This window comes from Aquimarina sp. TRL1, assembly GCF_013365535.1.
GTDB classification, from domain to species: Bacteria; Bacteroidota; Bacteroidia; order Flavobacteriales; family Flavobacteriaceae; genus Aquimarina; species Aquimarina hainanensis.
The window spans coordinates 4387261-4410457 of the sequence record NZ_CP053590.1; the positions used below are offsets into that span (position 1 = coordinate 4387261).

Below are 23197 nucleotides of genomic sequence, written 5' to 3' on the forward strand. Positions count from 1 at the left end.
TCAGGTTTATTTAGTGTTAAACAAAAAAGCAAAGCGAATACTATGAGTAGCCATTTCTAAGGAGTCAAGATCTCCCCCGGTTTTGTAAGCATCCCATACATATGAGAATTGAAGCGCATTCTTATTTTTTAAATACGATGTATAAGTCAGTGCTGTGTTCATTCTAAAACCAGAAAAGAAAGAGAATTCATGATCGAAGGTTTTAAATGAGGTATAGATATAAGAGTTTCTATAGGAACTGTTTATAATTCCTGTATTTAATAAAAAAGAGAGTTCTTTTTTTCGGGGGAGTAATGTATATGGGATAAAAAGAAATTTCCCGCTTTTAGTTCTGTTTCTGGAAATATCCCGAGTTACCTTGACACTACCAAAGAGATTAATGATTCCTTCTAGACCAGTACTATTATTCTGTAAAGATGGATTATACCTGTAGTTTCCTGTTGCCATTAGGCTTGCCCCAGCTTTAAAATTCCATAAATCATTAGAAATAGATGGGATTTGGTATAATTGGCGATAGTACAAAGAAACCGTTCTAACAGTACTAAAGGTTTCATGTGTTCCCGAAGAAGCTCTATTAGATCCAAAGGAATATTGAATTCCATATTCTCCTTCTTTTTTCTCATCAAAACGAAGTCTCGAAATATATAATTCCAGCCCTCCTCCAGCATAAAACAGGGGAGAAGTAGCAAAATCTCTAAAATTAGACCGTTGGATGCCCGTTCCTATTTTTATATAGGTAGGTCGTGTTTTTCGCAATTCTTTTTTAGTAAGTTGAGCATAGGAGGTTGTACTCCCTAAAAAAGAAAAAATGACTGCAATGAATGCAATACTTATTTTATTCATATGGTATTGATTATAATTCGAATTGATTTTTAAAAAACGAATCTATTCTACAAATGAATGTCGTATAAAAATTGCAAATCCCCTATATAAATTGAAGGCTTTTTTTATCGTATTTTTTAAGCATATAGAATAAGACCAACCCCTAGTAATATTCCGATGAGAGGTATCAGTTTTTTTCGCTTATTTTTTTCTTTAAAAACAAGCCCTCCAATAACAACAGCAATCAATATTTGACTTCGTTTTATAGCGGATAGCAACATGATTAATGCTTCTGGATCCTGTAAGGCTCTGAAATAGAAATAATCAGCGGTCTGAAGCAAAATCCCTACTGCAGGAATACTCCATTTCCAGATAAAGGCGGTTCTTTTTTCTTTATAAGGAAACCAGGTAATGGTTAAGATAATCAATAATAAAAGGACTACATACCAGCAGAACCAGAATTGTAATGTCTGAGGAGGAAGCGCTTGATACTGAATCAAAAACTTATCATACAATCCACTTGAAGCTCCTAGAAATGTCGCACCTATAATAGCAAATATCCATTTATTACGCTTGAAATGAATTCCTTCTTTCTTTCCAACTTTGGAATAAAGCAATACAGAAAAAATAATAAGAAAAAAACCGATCCATTGCCAGAAATTAGGCTGTTCCTGATAGAGTAGAATGGCTCCTATAAAGGTAAAAAAAGGACCTGCTGACCTGATAGGAGTAACAATGGTTATTGGCAAGTGCTTCAGGGCTTGATATGCCAAAACCCAAGAGGACGCCATAATCGCAGATTTTATAAAAATGTAAAAGTGTGTTTCCCATGGAATCTCTGCTATATAGAGATTGATCTGCTGCATGTTTTCTGGAGACACTCGGGAGATAATAAATACCGGTAAGAGTAGCAAAAGTCCTGCCCCAGAAGTTCCTAATAATACAGGAAACACCTCATTTCCTTGGACAGCGTGTTTTTTACACAAGTTATGAAGTCCTAAAAATAACGCCGATAATAAGCCTAAATACATCCACATGGGCGCGAAGATACTTTTTTAATAGACCTGAACAAATCTTTCTTTTTTTTAAAAAGATATATAGTGATTATCGTAGCGGATTAGTGTAATAGATCACAAATATTCTTTTTGTAATATTCACCTATAGGAAGCTCAATTGTACCAATCTCGATATCATTTTTAGTATAAGCAGTGACCTTATCTCTATTGACAATATATGAGCGATGAGTTCTTATAAAACGCGCATCCAATTCTTTTTCAAAAGAAGAAATTCCGTATTTGACCACATGATTTTCCTCTGTGGTATGAATTTTAATGTAGTCTTTTAGGCTTTCTATATACAATATGTTATCCAACATGACTTTGAGCTGCTTTCTGTTTTTACGCACATAGACATGTGTGTGTTGAGAAGAAGCAGTTACTGTTGGAGCAGGAACAGCGGTAGGTTGTTGGGTAGCCAAAAATTTTTCTATTGCTTTGAAAAAACGTTGAAACACGATCGGTTTTAGTAGATAATCAATTGCATCTAGTTCAAAACCATCTAAGGCGTAATCCCGATATGCAGTGGTAAAAATAACTTTAGGTTTATGAAGTAAGTTTTTGAAAAAATCGGTACCTTTTAATACAGGCATTTCGATATCCAGAAAAAGAAGATCAACATTATGTTGCTGTAATACCTTACTTGCTTCTATAGCACTAGAGCAAGAGGCGATAATTTCGAACTGATCCAATTGTCCGAGGTGAGTAGCGATTAGTTCTCTTGCTAAGTCTTCATCATCAACGATTATACAGCTGTATTTCATTTTGAGGCTAATTTTAGAATAATGGTATAGTGTTCTTTTTCATTAGATATATCCAATTCATACGCATCTGGATATAATAATTCTAATTGCTTCCTTACATTACTTAGACCTATTGATTGCTTATCAGTATTCTGTACACTCTCTAATGGTTTAGAGTTTTTGACAATAAATACAATTAAATCGTTTTCTAGTCGCAAATCAATTTTGATTACTGCCTGTTTGAGTTCTTGAGTAACCCCATGTTTAAACGCATTTTCAATGAAAGTAAGAAGGAGTAGTGGCGCTATTTTTACAGCTTCTGATACCTGATTATCAAAAGAAATTTCAACACGCTTCCCATACCGTATTTTTTCCAGGACAATATAATTCTCTATTAATTCAATTTCTTTTTGAAGAGGAACAAAATTATCCCCGCACCGATATAGCATATAGTCCAGGATGTTCGATAGTTTTTCAATAATTAAAGGCGCCTGATCTGATTTCTTAAGCGTCAACGCATATAGATTATTTAATGTATTAAATAAAAAATGTGGGTTTAACTGTTGTTTTAAAACAGCGAGTTCCGCAATTTTCTTTTGCTCATTTATTTTTAGAAATTGCTGTTGGTTCTTATAAAACCGATACATTAGTAAAATAGCGGTTGGGGTTATAAACTTAATACATTTACTAATAAATGTAGAAAAGTTAAGCAGCTGTTCTAATAAAGGTTGTGTTATGTACTTTAGTTTTCTTTCCGGAAAAAAAGCGAGGTATTTAGTGTTGTAATAACAAGATCGTATGCTCACGTATATAGCGAATACTACAACAAGTGTAGCGAATAACCAACAAAAAAAATGAAGTAATTTATTTTTATCCAGAAATTTAGGAGCTAGGATAAAAAGAGTAATATGAGCCGTCATAAATTGCCCTATTACAATGAGTAAAATACTTTCAAACATCTGAATGTACCCAGCATTATAATATATGATATCTGTGGTAAGAAAGAAATACAAAAAAATACATACCCAGAAAAGTGCATATCGCAGGTAAGAAATATTTGAAAAGGAAAAAGAGTTTTTAGTAATGTCCATATTGACATGCTAAATTACAACTATAATATCGACTTTGACAGTTTAGTATCCTAAATTCGTTTTCGCGATGCCTTATAGGGATTTATAGTAGACAAAACAGGGTTTCTACGTCAATTTACCTTCTGATATCAAAAGAACCCGATTGGTCTATTTTTATAATTTCATGTCAGTATCCAGTATAGATTTATCGACAGAAACGAAAGAGTTCCTTATAAAACAACGATAATATTTACTAAATGGATACAAGACGATCACTATTTTTTTTATTCAGTATTTTTATATGTTATGGGCTATCTGCACAGGAATCGCAGATTACTTTTCTGGAGGAAGAAATAACGATAGATGGGCAATTAGATGAAGTAGTTTGGAATAAGCTCCCCATTCATACCAATTTTACCAATTACCTTCCAGAAAATAATAAGATTGCCAGTAATCAAACAGAAGTAAAAATGTTTTATAATGAAACTTCTCTTTTTGTAGCTGCGATATACCACGATACAACGCCTAAGGTGCAATTAAGCTCTTTAAAACGAGATGACAACTGGAATACTATAGCCATGAGTGATTCTTTCGTAATGGCATTAGATACTTACAATCAACAGCAAAGTGGGTATTATTTTGCTATAAATGGAGGAGGAGCATTGGTTGATGCCTTGATTGAAAGAACAGGTGATAGTTTTAGACTGAATACCAGTTGGAACACCATCTGGAAGGGGAGTAGCAGTGTACAGGGGAATAAAAAAATATATGAAATCGAAATTCCCCTTAAATCTTTAGGTTATAAAAAAGAAAATACGAATTGGGGGGTGATGTTTCATGTTCGGGATATCAAAAGAAATGAGTGGACAACCTATACCCATATGGATCGAAATTATCGGATATTCGACCTTCGGTTTTCTAAACAGCTAACAATAGATCAGTTGGCAAGTGCTTCCGCTTCCCGAATTACTTTAATCCCGTCGATAACTGTCGATCATCATGAGAAAACAACAACAGATACAAAAGAGACAACTATAACGCCAAGCCTGGATCTACAGTATAATATCTCATCTTCTTTAAAATTAGATGCAACGATACATCCTGATTTTTCTCAAATAGATGTAGATCAGCAAGTAACTAATCTGACGCGATTTGCAATTAATTTTCCCGAACGCCGTAATTTCTTTTTAGAAAACAGTGATTTGTTTTCTGGATTGGGAATTAATTCGGTAAATCCGTTCTATTCAAGAAGGGTAGGTGCTTTAAGCGATATTATAGCAGGAATGAAAATCTCAGGAAATCTGACCAAAAAGACCAGAATAGGTGTATTAGATGTTATTACCAAAGAAGAAGATAGTATCACTCCCTCTCAAAATTATGGCGCTTTTGTGGCACAGCATCAAATTTCTAATGCGTTTACAGGTACTGCCTTTCTCATCAACCGGCAGGAAATGGACAATTTGCGACTAATAGATGATTATAACAGAGTAGCAGGAATTAACCTTAATTACAAGTCTGCAAATAATAAGTGGACCGGACTTGCCAATTATGGAAAGAGTTTTGGTAATGAGTACTCCGGGGAGAATGAATTCTATCATATGGGAGTATGGTATAGTACAGCAGAAACTACTTTTGATGTTTCTGTACATAAAGTTGGTAGAAATTACATCACTGATGTGGGATTTGTACCAAGGCTTACTAATTATGATGCGACCAATGACGTAGTCGTAAGGGAAGGTTATACACAGGCGAGAGTAAAAGCCGACTTACGACACTTCTCCAAAGAAAGAAAACACATTGATTCATATCGCTATCTCTTATTAGATAATGAGATGAATTGGAATGAAAATGGCAAATTGATTCAGTCTTCTACTTTTTTTAATAATGCACTATGGTTTAAAGATCTATCATCTATGTATTTTAACGTGATTTATGATTATAATGATCTGCAATATGCATTTGATGTTTTGCGAAATGGAAATAGTATTCAGCCAGATGTATATAGATATGTTTCATTTCAAGCGGGATATAATTCTGTAAGAAATAAAAAAGTACAATATGGTGGATCATTACGCCATGGATCGTATTATAATGGAACCCGATCCCGCTTATTTTCTCGTATAGAATACCGATTATTACCTATAGCAAGACTAAGGTTGATATATGAAGTCAATAAAATAGACCTGAAGGCATTAGGAGAACAAACTTTCCACTTGGCAAGATTTACGGGAGAAGTTTTCTTTTCAGAACGATTTAATTGGACAACTTATGTGCAGTACAACACACAGTTGAATAACTTTAATATTAACAGTCGTTTACAATGGGAATACAAACCATTATCATATCTGTACTTAGTAATAACAGATAATTTTGATAAACATATACATAGAAAGAACTGGGGTGTAGCATTAAAACTTAATTATCGATTGGACATATAAATTCACATCAAAATATATTTATAACTAAATTATTAGTTAAAACTAATTAATTAGTTATATTTGTTCATCATCAAAAAACAAATAGTTATGAAATTTATACTTACTACTTTATTCGTAGTGTTAGCCATGACTCTGTATGCTCAGGAATTTCAAGAGAAGTATTACAAACATCTTGTCTTTAGAGAAACTCCGTATTCAGCAACCATTGGCAGAATACCAATTAGTAAAGAACGGGCAATGAAAGAAAATCATTACAAGATGTCATATGACAATCGCGGTCGTTTAACGTTGATAGAATATCGAATAGGAAATACATTAATCAGTAGGAGGAGAGTAGGAATACTGGATGGTTTCAGGAATATACATTCCAGAACTAAAATACGTTATGAGGATAATAAAGAAATCAGAACCTTTTATAATCCCAAAGGAAAGCAATGTCGCAATAGTATGAATGTATATGAAGAAGTATATACCTATAACGATTTGGGACAGCGTACAGGGGTTCATTTTTATGATGAAGAAGGAATACTTGTTAATAACACTTGGAATATAGCTACTTATGAGTGGGAACATGTAGATGATCATACGATTGTAGAAAAAAGAAAAGATACCAAAGGGACCTACGTAACCATGAGACCATATTATCATTTTTTGATCACTCTGTATAAGTTCAATAAAGAAGGAATATTGCAATCGATGAATCATATCAATGATAAGAGGCAATTGATTAACGATTTTAATGGAGAAAATGGAATTGCGATCGATAAACCAGTCTATGATGAAGCGTTAAACCTGACTGGTTTTACATTTTACAACGCTAATAATGAAGCGGTCATTGGTTCTTTTTTAGCATGTGCAGGAGGGGTTGTTACATATGACACTAATGGTAATTGTATTAAATATGCAACTATTGACCTGAAGGGGCGTATTATGTTAGATGATAGGGGAAGAGCATATGACACCTATACCTTTAATAAACAGGGAAGTTTGACAGAAATTGCTCATTACGGAATTAATAATGAGTTCGTAGAAATAAGAGGTGCAACTAGAATTGTTTTTGAATATGATAAGGATGACCCCTCTAAGTTTATTAAAACACGACATTTTGTTATTGAAAATACGAATAAACAATAGTAAGATATGATATACATAAAGATTAGATCCTATGCTGTATTGATAAGTATGTTGTTATCCGGGATAACAGGAAGTACACAGCAACTTCCTGATACCAGTTATGATCCTGTAATCAGTTCAAAAAAATATGAGCAAGATGATGGTCCTACCATTTATATCGATCGTGGACACCGTAATTTTCATACTAGGAGCAACAGATATCTCCCTTTTGCGCATATATTAAAAAAGGATGGTTATCAGGTAGCAGATTATGATGGTACATTTACCATAGATAAATTATCTGATGTCGATATTTTGGTAATTTCCAATGCACTACATCACGATGCAAATCCGCCATTTGTTCGTCCAACTAAAAGTGCCTTTTCGACTAAAGAGATTAAAACCTTAAAGAAATGGGTAGCTACTGGAGGAAACCTGTTTTTAATTGCTGATCATATGCCATTTGCCGGAGCTGCAGCAGATTTGGCCAGCGCATTTGGATTTCAGTTTTACGACGGTTTTGTTTTTGATAAAGAGGGAAGTGGACGTATTTATTTTACAAAAAAAGAGAAAATGCTTAGACTATCTTCTATTGTTGATACACATATTGATAGTATTCAGACATTCACAGGACAAGGATTCAAAATACCTCAAAAAGCAACTTCTATTTTAGATCTAACAAAGGAACAACAAGTATTTATGGCAGATACAATGTGGGTTTTTAATGATCAAACCCGGAAATTTTCTGCAGAAAAATTATCTCAGGGGGCCTATATGAATTTCAAAAAGGGAAAAATTGTTGTCTTTGGTGAGGCTGCAATGTTTACTGCACAATTGGCAGGTCCTCAACGCAGAAAAATAGGAATGAATGCAGAAACAGCACATCAAAATTACAAATTACTACTCAATATTATTCACTGGTTAGATGATTGAAAGGAATAAGAAGAACCATAAAGACGAAAAGAAAGAGGTGTTAGTCCGGTATGTCGTTTAAAATTTCGGCTAAAGGCACTGTGATTTTTATATCCACTAGCTATGGAAATCTCATCAATTGTTTTGGAAGAATTCTTTAATAAGTAACAAGCTTTTTTTAACCGTTCCTGCATAATAAACTGATGGGGAGTTTTCTTATAAACAGCTTTAAATAATCTCAAAAAATGAAAAGAAGACAAGGCTGCCGTATATCCAATATCATCCAGTAAGAGGTCTTTTTCTATATTAGCGAGTATATAATCCTTAGCGATGCCTAGTCGCTTGAATAATTCCTTTTGTAGCGAGCTGTTCTTGACAGGAATCCTGTTGTGTATTAGTCCGGTATGTAAATGTTTATGAAAAAGAGCTTCTAACAATGTAAACTTTAGTTCCTTAAAAAACAATGCATCATTAGTCTGTCGAAGAATTCCTTTTTTAAACTGTAAAAACAATTGTCTGAGAAAGAGATCATTTTCATATGTATGTTCGAAAAAAGTAAGAGACTCAGCAGCCATATTATATGGGTTATCGAGTAATGCCCTGGTACTGGTCTTAGAAGCATATATAAATTGCTTACAGAGTGTAGGGTGAAAAGCTATGGTCAATCCCTCTACTTCTTTTTCTGAATCTATCTCACTATTCCATTCTTGTCCGGGATTAATGATCAGGTAATTTCTATCGGTAAGCATGGTATCATGTTTACCGAGTTTTAGGTATTGATAACCATTGAATACCATTTTTACAGTAAGTCTCCCTATATGTTTTCCAGAAAAGAGCTTATTGCTTTTATAATAAAAAGCATTACTTTTTATGATATCTGCATTTAGATTTGACTTAGAACAATATACTTCATCCTCTAAGGCACTATGCATGCTCTGACAAAAAGGACATACTTGTACTTGTGATTTTTTCATTGTATTGATAACACTGAGATACGATCAAATATAATACGTTTCTTAGGATTTCTATAAGAAAGCTGTTCTATTGGTGATATTTAGCAAGATGTGCACAATACGATTTCATAAAATACTATAAGTTTATCTCAACAATATCTTTGTAAGAGAAAAGTATCTTATTTCAAAGAAAATTAACCAAATGTAATCGTATTATATCAATGACAAAAAAAGAACGAATAACGATTTGCGGAGCAGGAATTGCAGGAGTAGCCACTGCTTATTATTTATTGCAAAAAAGTATAAACCTGGAAGTTTTACTAATAGATAAACAACAACCTCTTTCCTTTACGACCAGTAAATCCGGAGAAAACTTTCGAGATTATTGGCCACAAGAATGCATGCGATTACTCTGCAATAGGAGCATTGCACTGATGGAATCATTGTTAGAAACCCATGGAGAAGCTTCATTTGAAATGAAAAAAACGGGATATCAGTTTGTATCCCATCATCGAGATGCCCCGATTTTTGATGCTAGTGGTAAGAACCATGCGAAAAATCATGTACAATTGCTGACCGATCAGAAAGAAATAAAGAACCGTCACTCATATCTGGATTCCGGAATAGAAAAAGTTGTAACTATTGTCAATGCAGGTGCTATAGATGTATATGCGATGGGAAGTCTGCTGATCAAAGAAATCAAAAAAAAGGGAGGGGTATTTTATTCGGGCGAAATACAGCGTATCGTTAAAACACGCGGAACATATGATATCCATTTAGATACAAATGAAGTCATTGCAACTGATAAAATTATCATTGCAGCAGGACCATTTATCAACCATATAGCAGCTATGTTAGGCATGAGCTTTCCAATATCCAATACAATGCAACATAAGTTTGTGATTCCCGATCCATATCATTGCATTCCTGAAGATATGCCATTTACTATTTATGCAGACGCGCAACACCTTAGCTGGACAGATGAAGAAAAACGTTTTTTTTCTGCTGAAGAACAATTTAAGTGGTTATTGCAGAAATTTCCGGGAGGACTACATATCAAACCAGATGGAGGAGGGCGTATTAAAATGGGATGGGCATTCCAAACGAGAAAAGAACACCCTCATTGGACTCCTCAGTATACATTTTCGCATTTTCCAAATGTAGTACTAAAGGGAGCCAGTCGTTTTATACCTGCATTATCCGAATATGAAAATCAATTACCAACACCTCTGACACAATATTCCGGATATTATACCCGAACCGAGGAAAACTGGCCCTTAATTGGTCCAACAGAGAGAACCAATGTATTTGTAGTAGGAGCACTAGCAGGTTTTGGTACGATGACAGCCTGTGGAGCAGGGGAGTTATGTGCCAATCATGTGTTAGGTGAGACATCACTGCCAGTATATAGTGATTATTTTCACCCCAGTCGATATCATAACTCTTCCATGATCAGAGAAATGAAACTCAGTATGAGTGATGGTCAATTATAACACACTAAATCTCATTTCGGTATTGTGCAGGGGTTAACTGTAGTAAAGATTTAAATTTTTTATAAAACAATGGGATTGAAACAAATCCACTTTCAGTAGCAATGTTCTCAATAGTCATAGAAGATTCTTTTAATAAATAACAAGCATGTTGTAGTCGTGCTTCCAGAATTAGTTCTTTATATGTTTTACCGGTTGTTTTCTTGATATACCTGCAAAAAGAAGAAGGAGTCATTCCTATTTTCAATGCCATTGCCGAAGAAGAAAGGTTCTTTTTATAATGTACAGCTATATAGTTTTTGATTTGATGCAATATAGGAGCATTTTTAGAACTAGTAGTTTTGTATTCCCCCGCTAATGGAATATGAGTTGATGCGCTAAGAATATGCATTATTTTGAAAAAAAATATGATGCGCTCAAAATGAGTTACCGATTTCATTTGTTCCATTAATGAGCCAATTGTTTGTTTTGTGCTTGTGTCAAAAACGATGGCAGAATCAATTGTATATAAAAAACGATGGATCGTCTCAAACTCTTTAAATCCTGCCGCTATTTTCTGAAAACTGCGAATATCAAAGAGAATGACATATTGCTCAAATTTACGTGCTCCCTGATATTCCTTATACAATGTATTATGCGGAATATAAGGAGGTAATAAAACGAGATCCCCATTTTCATAATGGCTGACATGATTATTGATAAATCGCTTGCCAGTCCCGAAAGGGATAAAAACCAATTCGTACATATCATGAAAATGCCAGTAATTATCCGGGAGAGCCTCCTCTTCTTTTTGATGCGTATAATAAATGGAAGAAGATAAATTAGGAGTAATATTTTCTAGATAAGCTCTATTCATAAGCTAAATATAAGCAATAAGACAATTCAGATAATAAAAAAGACAATTAAGCATATAATTTATCAATAAAATCCCAGCATATTTGTTATTATTAGTAACCATGAATACCTACCTATGTTTGAATACATTGATCAAGTACAAAGATTGATAGACCATTTGAGATCAGATCAGGAAGAATCTATTAAAGCAGCAGCTACTGTATTAACAAAAGCAATAAAAGAAGATCGAATTATCCATACACTGGGGACTGGACATTCTCAGATGATCGCTATGGAGTTATTCGGTAGGGCTTCTGGTATTGCGAATGTAAGTGCAATGCTGGATGAGCTACTATTATTAAGTAACGGAGCAAGAAGATCGGCAGCAATAGAGCAGGTAAGTGGTCTGGCATCCATATTATGGGATAAGTATAATATAGAGACTTCAGATGTGTTGATTATTATTTCCAATTCAGGAAGAAATGCAATTCCAATAGAGATGGCACAAATCGCAAAAGCTGCAGGCGTAAAAATTATAGCAATTACTTCCTTAGAACAATCCAAAAAATATAATTCCAGGCACAAGAGCGGGCAAAAATTATATCAATTGGCTGATATTGTAATCGATAATTGCGTTCCTTCTGGAGATGGAGTTATGCATATGAATAATGAATTATTCGGCCCAGTGTCTTCCATTATGGGAATGGTGATTGTTAATACGATTGTAACTGAAGCGATCAAAGAATGCCATCAACAAAATATTCCTGTAACGATCTACCAGAGTCAAAATATCGATCATACTGATAATGATCGGATTTATAAACAATTCGAATCAAGAATACCACATTTATAAAATACTGTAATAATATGAAGGGAGGAATCATACATCTATATTATATTTTTAAGACATATTGGTAACATATGTTATAGTTATGACATTAAATAGGGAATAATAGATTAAAAAAAACAGTATATAGTTGTTATAATGAGAGTTATAATGCTGTATATTTTGGCGAGCGAATGATTTTTTATAATTTCGCGAGGATTTTTTTAAACCCCTATCAACATTTTTATGAAAAAAAATATTTTTATCTTTTTATGTACCCTTACTTCTGTACTGGGGTATGTTTCATGTTCTGGAGATGATGCTACTGTTGTAGACCCCCCTTTAAGTAATCAGAATGATATCATTTCTTTTTTATTTACAATTAATGAGGTAACGACTCCTCTATCTTTCGAAAATAGGGAGGCTTCTATTTTGTTACCGGCATTTACGGATGTTACGAAGTTGACTCCAACAATCGAGATATCTGATAAAGCTACAGTTAAGCCTGCTTCAGGAACTCCTCAGGATTTCACCAATCCGGTAACCTATACTGTGACTGCAGAAAATGGAGATACCAAAAAATTTACAATTCGAGTTTCCCTTGAGGATCCCAGCTCAGATAATAAAATCCATTTGTTTGAATTTATCAATTTAGCAGGAAATACCACCAGTAATGGATATGGGTTCCGGGGGCAAGACCCTTCAGATATCGACACTTTGAGTTTTAAGGTGCCCTATTTATCTCCAATAGAAGGATTAAAATCGCGAATTTCTATCAATGAGACTGCAACAATTGTTCCTGCTTCTGGAGAGGAATTAGATTATTCTACTCCTGTAAAATATACGGTTACTGCACAGAATGGAGAAACCAAAGATTATTTGGTAATGGTGGATAACAGTCTTGATAAAATAAAGATTGAAGGATTTCATATAGATTCTTTCAGAGATAAAAAACCAGGAGATTTGATTCAGTTTGATGTCAATGAAGTAAATCCAATACAAGATCGTATTCAATTATATCTTGTAGATATGGTTACACAATCTAAAATAGCATTGCCGATACAAGATATCAAGGAAGTCGATGATACTAAATATACCATTACGTCTCAATTACCAGATACGTACACGAATAGTAATTATCAAATAGAGATATCCATTGAGGCTGATAACAGTGATCTTAGTGATGGATTCCGATTAGATAAAGGAACTCCTAATTTTGTACATGTAAAACAAGAATTTAACAACGGAGATTCATTTACGATTAAAAAGTTATTTTCTATGGAAGAAAATGGAGCTGTTCAGGTAAATGATTTTACCGCCCAACTGTATGTAGAAGAGGCCCGATTTGATGCTTATAAGTTTTATTTAAAGCAAAACGGAAACGAATACAGTATCACTTCCAGAGGACATGATATGCATTTTCCAGAAGCATATTTTACAATGATACAAGATTTAGGTACTCAGGGAGCAACCGATGGTAGTGATTATACCTTTGTTATTGAAATAGATGGGGTGAAACATGAATTTCCGTTTATAAATGATCAGAAAAATCCGATTGAGGTAATTATTCCTGGGGCTCCGTCAATTACAAGTACTGATAAAGCAAGCTATATAAAAGGAGAAGTAATCACCCTGCAAGGAGAAAACTTATATGTAGATGCTGAATTCAGTAATATTGTTCCTATTGATAGTAATTTATCCCTATTCAATATTTCAGAGCCTAGTATTTATTACTCTTTACATGCTACTAGTACTTCATCTCAGCAAATCAGTTTTACAACTCCTGCTACTATGCAGAGTGGAGACCCTTATAGAGTAGGTTTCAGAAATAATATCGGACAATCACTTCCTACTTCCATTAATGTAGCTATTGAACAACCAGCTTCTGAGCACCCTTCTATTACAATTACAGAAGCAGTACTGTATTATAATGCTTCTCAACCGCTACATAAGCAAGTAAGAATTTCTTTTAGTGAAAATATAGAAACGGTATCTATTGATAATTTGGTACTACATGTAGATCAATTAGAAGTTGGAAATTATTTTACGAACCCGACATCTATTCTCACAGGTCAATTATCGGATGATAATGCCAGTAAGGCTACTAAGTACAAAGATGGATATGTAATCATTGATGGGTATAAAATCCCGTTTACTTTAGAAATACGATCTTAAAATAGATCAGCTTCAGATAGCTGTGAACAAGATATACAGATCATATATAAAAAGAGGGCGGTTACCGCCCTCTTTTTACGTATACTCATGAACTGAGGTATAAATGCTCCGCACTTGTGTCGTATTATTTTATGATAATTTCCTTTGAATGCCTTATGGATATACTCAAAGACCATCGATATATAAAAAACAAATTTTTATAACTATATTATCGATCCGAAAATAAGAAGAATGGAAGCACATAGTCACCTCAGTAATCAAGAATTCGAAAGACAGTTTGCCACTTGTTCCTTAGATCCCTCATTGTTTAGTCATGAAGCACATCTTAGACTGGCTTGGATTCATATTAAAAAATATGGTCTTGCAAAGGCAGAAGAAAATATCCAAAAACAACTACAAGACTTTGTAGCATATGTAGGGGCTATGGATAAATACCATGTTACAATTACAATTATGGCTATCCGGGCAGTAGATCACTTTATGAAACAGTCCAATACTGATAATTTTCAGGATTTTATAAATGAATCCCCTCAATTAAAAACAGATTTTAAGGCATTGGTTCGGAGTCATTATACCAATGATATTTTTACAGTAGCGAAAGCACGAACAGAATTTGTCGCTCCGGATATTGTATAATTCGTTACGTACTAGATCTAGAGAACTTGCTTTGTCAAAGATAAAATCCTAAATACAATTTATTTATTAACCTTCTGGGCGTATATTTAATTTCTAAAAGAAATATGGCTTTCTCTTCGCTTTTTTTATTTTTTTTTGGAGCTATCGGAATCTTTAATAGTTTCCTGATCAGTTTCTATTTCTTATTGTTTAAAAAACCAAAACAAATTTCGAATGTCTTATTTGGGTGGTTTCTATTATTTATCAGCGAGCGTGCATTGCGTTCTTTAATTTATTTTTTTAGTGAGATTAGTCCCAATGCCTATTCTACCTTTGGTCCCGTTACATTTTTATGTATAGGTCCCTTTTTCTTTCTATACATCATATCTGTGATACGCCCCGAAAGTTCTATCATTACTTATTGGAAATATCATATTCTATGTTGGGTACTCGTGGCTATTAGTATGCATATTATTTTTCCTTTTAGAAGCGATCCTATTTTTTATAAAAAATACATTCTAAAAGCAATCAATATACAGTGGGCTATATATGTACTTATCGCCACCATATCATATATAAAACACCTGCGGAAAGATACTGAAGCAGCTCGAGAAAAAAACCGTAGCATTCACTGGTGGCTGGGGAGCTTATTAATTGCTGTTTACATACAATGGATCATTTATTTTTTTATTAGTTATACCTATTTTGTAGTTGGCTCAATTGTTTTTTCAGTTTTATTTTATATGTTTTATCTATTTCTTTTAAAGAGGAAAAAGGAACGCAATCATATTTTTGAACCCAATAGTAAGTATAACAAAAAGAAAATAGAAGACGAAACAGCATCCACATTGATCACCACGCTTACTAGTATAATGACCGATCAGCAATTATATAAGAATTCAGGGTTAAAATCTTCGGATATTGCAATGCAATTAGGCATATCAACACATCAATTCTCACAATTATTAAATGATAATCTAGACAAAAGTTTTGCTGCCTTTATCAATGCCTATAGAGTTGAAGAAGCAAAGCGGTTAATTAAAGAAAATACCAAGTATACCCTGGAAGCCATCGGAAAGGAGTCTGGTTTTAATTCTAAATCAACATTTTACAACAGTTTTAAACGAGTTGTAGGGATGACACCTTCTGTATATAGGGATCAGTTTTTGCGTTCAGAATTATAAATCTGAACAAAAACGAGGGGTATTTGTGAGTCTTTTTTAGCAAAAGCCTTGTTTTTTTGCAGTATCAATTTTAAAACAACAGTTATGAATCGATACAACAAGATCCGATCATTTTTGAGTATATGTTTATTCATTTGTATGAGTAGTTGTATTTCTCAAAACAAGAAAGCAACTCCTCAGGAAACTAAAAAATCTATTGCCGAAGCATTAGCCATTTTACCCAATGCTTCAGTTTCAGAAATGATCACGCAGTATCATACCCTTAAAGAGCAACATCCAGAAGCATATAATTTTGATGATGAGATGGAGCTCAATAAATTAGGGTATCAGTTTTTGAATAACGGAAAAATAAAAGAAGCTATAGAAATTTTTAAACTTTTGGTAGCAGAATTTCCGGACGCCTATAATCCTTATGACAGCTTGGGGGAAGCCTATTTAGCAGATGGTAATATTCTTTTGGGAATTAAGAATTACGAAAAATCTCTCGCATTAAACCCTAAGAATATTCATGCAGAAGATGTCATTAATAAAACCAAATACGCAGATTATGATGCGACCCGATTTCATAAAACTTATTCGGTTACTCAATATATCAATGATCTTGATGAATTAGCCCGTCGTTTAACCGAAATACATCCGAATGTATATAAATTTATCAGTAAACAAGCATTTTGGGAGGGAGTAGAGGCTCAGAAAAAGACTATTACACCACAGACAACTTTTAGTGAATTCATTTGGCTGTGCAGTGAGATTATAGCCAGTATTAATTGTGGTCATACTTCAATGGGATACTTTCATCAAGAACGAAATATGATTCCCATGGAGCTTCGTTTTCCTATGGAACTAAGAATCATTGATGACAAAGCCTATGTTTCAAATCCGTTGGCTAACAAAGATAAGATTGAAGTCAAACAAGAAATAGTACGTATTAATGGTATTCCTTTTGATACGATTAAAGAAAAGATATATAAGCATATTTCTTCTCAGGGAGCAATTCAAACGTATAAAAAGAACTTTTTTAATGCCCATTCTACAGCCATCATAGCATATGCATTATCCTTTCCAAAAACATATCAGGTAACGGTTAAAGGTAGTAAAACACCAATTGCATTAGTTCCATTAGAAGAATACACCAATAACTTTGAATCCTCTATGGTGAATGCATCATGTTCAGCCCCTCTTTGTCTGGAATATATTGAAGGAGGAAAAGTAACCAGAATGCGTATTCGCAGTTTTGCTTATTATGGAAATAAATTTCCGGAATTCAAAACCTTTATGGATACTAGTTTTAAGGAATTAAAAGAAAAAAATAGTAGTGATTTAATTATTGATCTTAGAGGAAATGGAGGAGGACCTTCTGATGCTGGGATTCTTTTTTTACAATATATATCCAAGCAACCTTTTACCTATTTCTCTAAATCTCAGTTCAATGAAAAATTAGAGGAGAATCAGCTAAAAGAGAATGCATTCTCAGGTCGTATATATATAACAATGGATGGGAATGGAAACTCTACCACAGGACATGTGATCTCTTTGGTCAAAAAGTTGAAATTGGCCACATTGGTAGGAGAGGAGTTAGGAGCTAACCAATTTTGTACCGGGGGGCAAAAACGATTGCGATTATCCAATACTGGAATTCAATTTTCGGTCGCCAGAAATACCTATGTTACTACGGCTACTTCGTATCCCGATGATAAAGGCATTCTTCCGGATTATCCGGTATTTCAGTCTATTGAAGATTATTTAGATAATAAAGATACTGTTATGGAATATACATTAGAACTGATCAGAAAATCCAACTAACATATCAAGACCATATGATCTGATGTCCTCTCAATCTTAGAGGGCATCTTTTTTTGATTACTGACAGTTATGCTTATTTCTTATGTACAATATGTAATATTGTAACCTTGTCTTTTTTTCCTAATTGGTGGGGCCAAATAGTTAATGCGAGTTCAGAGATGCTATTTCTTTTTTTATTTTTTGTACTTTAGAAACATCCGAAAATCGAACATAAGCGTCTTTTTTCGTGGCTTTTGCTATACTTTTCTATTAGTTCAGTATTCAATTGTTCAAAAAACCGAATCAGTAAGAATCACATAATCAATTCTTTATCTGTAATAGATAATGAGGGAATGACCATTGAACAATTAGGGGCATATATGATGAAAACAATACCCATCATACACTATAGAATACATTATTTAGAGGAAATAGCAGGTCATAATTACAAATCAACTTAATAATAGTAATGTTAACATGAAATTAATTTTAAGACTAGGAGTCTTGTGGAGTGTTCTGATGATTCTAAGTACTTCTCTACAAGCTCAAAAAATGAACAGTGACACCTTTACAGGGTTAAAACTTAGAAATGTTGGACCGGCATTTACATCTGGAAGAATAGCAGATATTGCCATTCACCCAAAGAATGAAAATGTCTGGTATGTGGCTGTCGGTTCAGGAGGCGTCTGGAAAACTACAAATTCTGGAACCACCTGGAAACCAATTTTTGACAGTCAACCATCTTTTTCTATAGGGGCTATTGCAATTGACCCTTCCAATCCACATACGATATGGGTAGGTACCGGAGAAAATGTAGGAGGACGTCATGTAGCTATAGGAGATGGGATTTACGTCAGTCACGATGATGGCGCTACCTGGAAAAATAGCGGTCTCAAAAAATCGGAACACTTATCAAAGATCATTGTTCATCCAACGGACTCTAATATCATTTGGGTCGTTTCTCAGGGACCTTTATGGAATTCCGGAGGAGAACGAGGTGTGTATAAATCTACCGATGGAGGAGGGTCATGGAAACGAACCCTGGGAGATGACGAATGGATTGGCGCTACTGATATGGTAATAGACCCAAGAAATCCAGATGTTTTATATGCTGCTACCTGGCAGCGACATCGTACTGTAGCTGCTTATGTCGGGGGAGGTCCCGGTTCAGGAATTCATAAGAGTACTGATGGAGGAGAAACCTGGACGAAATTAACCAGCGGACTTCCCGGATCTAATATGGGAAAAATAGGATTGGCAATTTCTCCTTTTAACCCGGATATTATTTATGCAGCTATTGAATTGGATCGTAGAAAGGGAGGGGTTTTTATGTCAGCAAACAGAGGGGCTTCCTGGAAAAAACAATCCGATGCTATTTCTGGAGGAACCGGTCCTCATTACTATCAGGAACTTTATGCATCTCCTCATCATGAAGGGAAATTATTTTTTATGAATAATCGGGTATTAATCTCTGATGATCATGGAAAAACCTTCTATACTATGAATGAACGTAATAAGCATGTAGATAGTCATGCGATGGCATTCAAAGCCTCTGATCCTAATTATGTATTATTCGGTACTGATGGAGGACTCTATGAAAGTTTTGATTTGACCAAAAGCTGGAAGTTTGTTAGGAATTTACCTATTACACAATACTTTAAAGTAGCAGTAGATGATTCCAAACCTTTTTATAAAATTTATGGAGGGACTCAGGATAATGGATCTCATGGCGGGCCTTCACAAACAACAGCATATAGTGGAATATCAAATTCCGATTGGTGGAAAACCTTAGGAGCAGATGGGCATCAATCCGCAACGGAACCAGGAAATCCTAATATCACATATGGAGAATTTCAGCAAGGAGCACTATGGCGGATCGATCAGACCACCAGAGAAACCGTATTTATCCAACCACAAGCAAGAGAAGGGGAGGCGTACGAACGTTTTAACTGGGATGCTCCAATTTTAATCAGCCCCCATAATCCGAAACGCTTGTATTTTGCGTCGCAACGTGTATGGCGTTCAGAAAACAGAGGTGATGACTGGCAGCCAATTTCTAATGATTTAACACTCAATCAGGAACGTATTACCCTTCCTGTATATGGAAAACAGCAAAGCTGGGACAATGCCTGGGATGTATTTGCTATGTCTAATTATAATACCATTACCTCTTTGGCGGAATCTCCTAAACAAGAAGGACTTCTATATGCAGGAACAGATGATGGATTGATTCAGGTAACTGAAGATGGAGGAAAAACATGGCGTAAATATACATTGAGCTCTATAAAAGGGCTTGATCATGTGCCTTTTGTCAATGATGTACGGGCAGATCTATTCGATGCTAATACGGTCTATGCGGCAGTAGATAATCATAAATATGGAGATTATAAACCTTATATACTCAAAAGTACTGATAAAGGAAGAAACTGGTCTGTTATCAATGGAGATTTACCGAATCGCCTTTTGATATGGAGATTAGTTCAGGATCACGTCAATCCAAATTTGTTATTTGCCGCTACTGAATATGGAATTTATTTCACATATAACGGAGGTACGAATTGGGTACAATTAAAAGGGGGGGTACCTACCATCTCTTTTAGAGACATTACCATTCAGCGTAGAGAAAATGACCTGGTAGGTGCTTCTTTTGGGCGAGGTTTTTTCATATTGGATGATATTACTCCTTTACGTAATTTTAAAACATCCATGCTTACAGAGGAAGCTACTTTATTCCCTATAAAAGACGCGTATTGGTATCGCCGCTACAGCAGAGTGGGGAGTCAGGGGGATGCAGAGTACACGGCTCCGAATGCTCCTTTTGGTGCCCGGTTTACGTATTTCTTAGCTGATAATATAAAATCCTTAGCAGATACCCGTAAAAAGAAAGAAAAAGACAATACTGATTTTCCCGGATGGGAAGCACTGGAAAAAGAGAAAAACCAGGAAAAACCAGCTATCTTACTCATCATAAAAGATGCAAATGGGCATACAGTAAATACCGTATTAGGAACCAACAAAAAAGGATTTAACCGAGTAAACTGGGGATTGAATTACCCGAGCAAACGAGGAGAAAGACTTGAGGATAAAGGGAATGGTTTTGATGGGAGTAATATGTTAGTGACTCCGGGGGTATATTCTATAACCTTGGCAAAGCGCATCGATGGAGTAACCAGTATCTTACAGGGACCAACGCAATTTAAGGTAGTTCCTTTATACGACGGAGCTTTACCAAGAAAATCATTTGATGAGATGAACCAGTTTAGAAAAGAAGTGGTGGACTTCCAGCAAGATCTTACGGCCACCAATATGATGATGAAACAAATGGTACAAAAAATTGCAGCGATGAAGCGAGCTGCTAATAAAACAACAGCTCCCAATGATGGATTGGTACAGCAGATAAATGATACCAGATTACAGCTGTTGACCATTGAAAAAGAATTGAGCGGGAACCCGATAAAAGGTGAAATAGGAGAGCGTTCGAACCCTACAGCTAATGATGGAAATCGCATTTCCTGGAGTGCTTTCACCAATACGTACGGACCTACCGGAACTCATAAGGCATTCTTAAATCGTTCAAAAAAGCAATTGCAGCAAGTAAAAGCAAGCTTGACAAAAGTGATAGAAAATACCTTTCCTGATATTGAAAACAAGCTAAGACAAGCTGGTGCTCCATGGATAGAAGGGCAAGGGCTTATCAAAAATTAATCCCTGTATTTCTTAACGATAAAAAAGGTGACTGCAATCATGCAGTCACCTTTTTTATAATAGTTATATTCTTATTCTGATATCCTCTGTCTCTGCTATAAAAGTTTATGAATAGTCGCATACGAAATAGCTTCATATATATTAGAGACTCCCAGTTTTTCAAAAAGTTTTTTTCTGTGAAATTTTATCGTATCCGGAGAGATATAAATCTTTTCTGAAATTTCATGTATGGTATAGCCGCGAATTGAATATTGCAGAATTTCTTTTTCCCTGGTGGATAGCTCTATTTTTTCCATAGGTTTCCAGCAATCATTTGCGAGATCATAGGTGATCTTTTTCCTGCCGTCTTTTTTAGAGATAATAATATTTCCTGATTGTTGCTGTGTGGATAATGATACAAAACAAATGGCCTTCCAGATTTTTCCTTTTTCATTTAGAAATAAAGGCGTAAGCTTTTGGTTGATCAGAATTGTTTTTCCTTCTTCATTTTTTAAGTGAAAATCATACGAAATACTATATTCTTTTCGCTCTTCCAAGGGGGTTTGTTCATAAAAATCAAACCCGACAGTATTTATTTTTACGAGTAATTCCAAATCTTCTTTAGGGACGTATTTAAAATAAAAATCATACCCCATTTCTTTGACTTCGGTGGCAGAGTTTCCACATAAGAACAAAGGATTATCCGAAACGTACTCAAAGCCTTTTGTATTATAATCAATTACATATACACTCTTGTAGGTAGTTCTTGTAAACGCTTCTATAACCTCCAGATAATTTGTTGTTTGATGAATATCCTTAGCGGTTAGGTCTCTAATTGTATTTTTTAATGAAAAAAAAGAGTTGATGTCAGTCATACAAAGTAAAATAAATCCCATACAAATATAAGATTTAAAAAAAACTACCCGATCGGGTAGTTATATGTACAAAAAGAAGTTGTATAGGAATAACAAAACTACGCTGTAGTGTAGTGTATCAGTTGTTTACGAACTATAATTTTGTTCTCGGTAAAAACACTAAAACAAAAAAAGATGGTAAAATTAGTATTGACACTCATTACATTTTTATTTTTTTGTCTATCAACTATCTTTGGTCAAACAACCAAGGGAATTGTTTCTATTCATATAACGATAGCGCAAAAAACGGATAAAATTTGTGGTAATTCGGGACGGTTCCAAAAGGATCTCCACAAACATCTCTACGTAACAAAACAACAACAATCAGCTTTTCAGAAAACACAGGAGTATCTGTTAACCCTCGGCTCAAAAATCAGTAAAAACATTGATACATCTGGCATTATTGAAATTTTAACAGGAACTACAAATGGACATGGAAGAATTCTTGATTATTTTCAGAAACAAGCTTCTGGAGTTTATTATTTTCTGGGGGGTGTACACTATGTCACGTCTTTACTTTATAAACAAATCGTTATCCGCTAAAAATGAACCGTATACACCTAACAAAAGATATTGTGCGTATAGTC

At 34.6% G+C, this 23197-nt stretch carries 18 protein-coding genes; 11 read left to right on the plus strand and 7 right to left on the minus strand.

Annotated features, from left to right (window positions below):
- Positions 1–6 precede the first annotated feature (6 nt).
- From HN014_RS18030 to HN014_RS18045, 4 genes are all read right to left on the minus strand, one after another.
- Complete coding sequence (locus HN014_RS18030) at positions 7–843, minus strand: hypothetical protein (RefSeq protein WP_176030241.1); 837 nt, start codon at positions 841–843, stop codon at positions 7–9.
- A 116-nt stretch (positions 844–959) separates the two neighbouring features.
- Complete coding sequence (locus tag HN014_RS18035) at positions 960–1859, minus strand: DMT family transporter (RefSeq protein ID WP_176030242.1); 900 nt, start codon at positions 1857–1859, stop codon at positions 960–962.
- An 80-nt stretch (positions 1860–1939) separates the two neighbouring features.
- Positions 1940–2641, minus strand: coding sequence for a LytTR family DNA-binding domain-containing protein (locus tag HN014_RS18040; protein ID WP_176030243.1), 702 nt, complete (start codon positions 2639–2641; stop codon positions 1940–1942).
- Positions 2638–3711 carry a sensor histidine kinase gene (locus HN014_RS18045; RefSeq protein ID WP_176030244.1) on the minus strand — a complete coding sequence of 358 codons (1074 nt, stop codon included), beginning with the start codon at positions 3709–3711 and terminating at the stop codon, positions 2638–2640. The genes HN014_RS18040 and HN014_RS18045 overlap by 4 nt, the downstream gene beginning before the upstream one ends.
- Positions 3712–3947: 236 nt before the next feature.
- Here HN014_RS18045 and HN014_RS18050 point away from each other — a divergent pair, with 236 nt between their 5' ends.
- The 3 genes from HN014_RS18050 (at position 3948) to HN014_RS18060 (ending at position 8174) form a co-directional block, all read left to right on the plus strand.
- Positions 3948–6128, plus strand: coding sequence for a DUF5916 domain-containing protein (locus HN014_RS18050; protein ID WP_176030245.1), 2181 nt, complete (start codon positions 3948–3950; stop codon positions 6126–6128).
- An 87-nt stretch (positions 6129–6215) separates the two neighbouring features.
- The gene (locus HN014_RS18055; protein WP_176030246.1) at positions 6216–7262 is read left to right on the plus strand and encodes a hypothetical protein; all 1047 of its coding nucleotides are present in this window, start codon (positions 6216–6218) and stop codon (positions 7260–7262) included.
- A 6-nt stretch (positions 7263–7268) separates the two neighbouring features.
- Complete coding sequence (locus HN014_RS18060) at positions 7269–8174, plus strand: hypothetical protein (RefSeq protein WP_176030247.1); 906 nt, start codon at positions 7269–7271, stop codon at positions 8172–8174.
- On the opposite strand, the gene HN014_RS18065 is transcribed toward HN014_RS18060, so the two are convergent.
- A complete protein-coding gene (locus tag HN014_RS18065) occupies positions 8156–9127 on the minus strand; it encodes an AraC family transcriptional regulator (RefSeq protein ID WP_176030248.1) in 972 nt (323 codons plus the stop codon). The genes HN014_RS18060 and HN014_RS18065 overlap by 19 nt on opposite strands.
- 200 nt (positions 9128–9327) lie before the next feature.
- Here HN014_RS18065 and HN014_RS18070 point away from each other — a divergent pair, with 200 nt between their 5' ends.
- Positions 9328–10599: an FAD-binding oxidoreductase gene (locus HN014_RS18070; RefSeq protein ID WP_176030249.1), complete on the plus strand. Its 1272-nt coding sequence runs from the start codon at positions 9328–9330 to the stop codon at positions 10597–10599.
- A gap of 4 nt (positions 10600–10603) precedes the next feature.
- Here the strand turns inward: HN014_RS18070 and HN014_RS18075 are convergent, their stop codons facing one another.
- Entirely contained in the window at positions 10604–11452 is an 849-nt protein-coding gene (locus tag HN014_RS18075; protein WP_176030250.1) for an AraC family transcriptional regulator, read from the minus strand.
- Positions 11453–11566: 114 nt separating this feature from the next.
- Between HN014_RS18075 and HN014_RS18080 the strand changes: the two genes are divergently transcribed.
- From HN014_RS18080 to HN014_RS18105, 6 genes are all read left to right on the plus strand, one after another.
- The gene (locus HN014_RS18080) at positions 11567–12283 is read left to right on the plus strand and encodes a sugar isomerase domain-containing protein (RefSeq protein ID WP_176030251.1); all 717 of its coding nucleotides are present in this window, start codon (positions 11567–11569) and stop codon (positions 12281–12283) included.
- A 219-nt stretch (positions 12284–12502) separates the two neighbouring features.
- Positions 12503–14431, plus strand: a complete 1929-nt coding sequence (locus HN014_RS18085) for a hypothetical protein (RefSeq protein ID WP_176030252.1) — start codon at positions 12503–12505, stop codon at positions 14429–14431.
- Between the two features lie 231 nt (positions 14432–14662).
- A complete protein-coding gene (locus HN014_RS18090; RefSeq protein WP_176030253.1) occupies positions 14663–15067 on the plus strand; it encodes a hypothetical protein in 405 nt (134 codons plus the stop codon).
- Positions 15068–15171: 104 nt separating this feature from the next.
- Entirely contained in the window at positions 15172–16230 is a 1059-nt protein-coding gene (locus tag HN014_RS18095) for a helix-turn-helix domain-containing protein (protein ID WP_176030254.1), read from the plus strand.
- A gap of 84 nt (positions 16231–16314) precedes the next feature.
- Positions 16315–18033 carry a S41 family peptidase gene (locus HN014_RS18100; RefSeq protein WP_176030255.1) on the plus strand — a complete coding sequence of 573 codons (1719 nt, stop codon included), beginning with the start codon at positions 16315–16317 and terminating at the stop codon, positions 18031–18033.
- A gap of 456 nt (positions 18034–18489) precedes the next feature.
- Positions 18490–21717 carry a glycosyl hydrolase gene (locus HN014_RS18105; RefSeq protein WP_176030256.1) on the plus strand — a complete coding sequence of 1076 codons (3228 nt, stop codon included), beginning with the start codon at positions 18490–18492 and terminating at the stop codon, positions 21715–21717.
- Between the two features lie 95 nt (positions 21718–21812).
- Here the strand turns inward: HN014_RS18105 and HN014_RS18110 are convergent, their stop codons facing one another.
- Positions 21813–22571: a LuxR C-terminal-related transcriptional regulator gene (locus HN014_RS18110; RefSeq protein WP_176031156.1), complete on the minus strand. Its 759-nt coding sequence runs from the start codon at positions 22569–22571 to the stop codon at positions 21813–21815.
- A gap of 174 nt (positions 22572–22745) precedes the next feature.
- On the opposite strand from HN014_RS18110, the gene HN014_RS18115 reads away from it, so the two are divergent.
- Positions 22746–23153 carry a hypothetical protein gene (locus HN014_RS18115; protein WP_176030257.1) on the plus strand — a complete coding sequence of 136 codons (408 nt, stop codon included), beginning with the start codon at positions 22746–22748 and terminating at the stop codon, positions 23151–23153.
- Positions 23154–23197: the final 44 nt, after the last annotated feature.

Coding starts and splice junctions, on each gene's coding strand:
- HN014_RS18030 (WP_176030241.1), bottom strand. CDS start 843: ATGAATAAAATAAGTATTGCATTCATTGCAGTCATTTTTTCTTTTTTA.
- HN014_RS18035 (WP_176030242.1), bottom strand. CDS start 1,859: ATGTGGATGTATTTAGGCTTATTATCGGCGTTATTTTTAGGACTTCAT.
- HN014_RS18040 (WP_176030243.1), bottom strand. CDS start 2,641: ATGAAATACAGCTGTATAATCGTTGATGATGAAGACTTAGCAAGAGAA.
- HN014_RS18045 (WP_176030244.1), bottom strand. CDS start 3,711: ATGGACATTACTAAAAACTCTTTTTCCTTTTCAAATATTTCTTACCTG.
- HN014_RS18050 (WP_176030245.1), top strand. CDS start 3,948: ATGGATACAAGACGATCACTATTTTTTTTATTCAGTATTTTTATATGT.
- HN014_RS18055 (WP_176030246.1), top strand. CDS start 6,216: ATGAAATTTATACTTACTACTTTATTCGTAGTGTTAGCCATGACTCTG.
- HN014_RS18060 (WP_176030247.1), top strand. CDS start 7,269: ATGATATACATAAAGATTAGATCCTATGCTGTATTGATAAGTATGTTG.
- HN014_RS18065 (WP_176030248.1), bottom strand. CDS start 9,127: ATGAAAAAATCACAAGTACAAGTATGTCCTTTTTGTCAGAGCATGCAT.
- HN014_RS18070 (WP_176030249.1), top strand. CDS start 9,328: ATGACAAAAAAAGAACGAATAACGATTTGCGGAGCAGGAATTGCAGGA.
- HN014_RS18075 (WP_176030250.1), bottom strand. CDS start 11,452: ATGAATAGAGCTTATCTAGAAAATATTACTCCTAATTTATCTTCTTCC.
- HN014_RS18080 (WP_176030251.1), top strand. CDS start 11,567: ATGTTTGAATACATTGATCAAGTACAAAGATTGATAGACCATTTGAGA.
- HN014_RS18085 (WP_176030252.1), top strand. CDS start 12,503: ATGAAAAAAAATATTTTTATCTTTTTATGTACCCTTACTTCTGTACTG.
- HN014_RS18090 (WP_176030253.1), top strand. CDS start 14,663: ATGGAAGCACATAGTCACCTCAGTAATCAAGAATTCGAAAGACAGTTT.
- HN014_RS18095 (WP_176030254.1), top strand. CDS start 15,172: ATGGCTTTCTCTTCGCTTTTTTTATTTTTTTTTGGAGCTATCGGAATC.
- HN014_RS18100 (WP_176030255.1), top strand. CDS start 16,315: ATGAATCGATACAACAAGATCCGATCATTTTTGAGTATATGTTTATTC.
- HN014_RS18105 (WP_176030256.1), top strand. CDS start 18,490: ATGAAATTAATTTTAAGACTAGGAGTCTTGTGGAGTGTTCTGATGATT.
- HN014_RS18110 (WP_176031156.1), bottom strand. CDS start 22,571: ATGACTGACATCAACTCTTTTTTTTCATTAAAAAATACAATTAGAGAC.
- HN014_RS18115 (WP_176030257.1), top strand. CDS start 22,746: ATGGTAAAATTAGTATTGACACTCATTACATTTTTATTTTTTTGTCTA.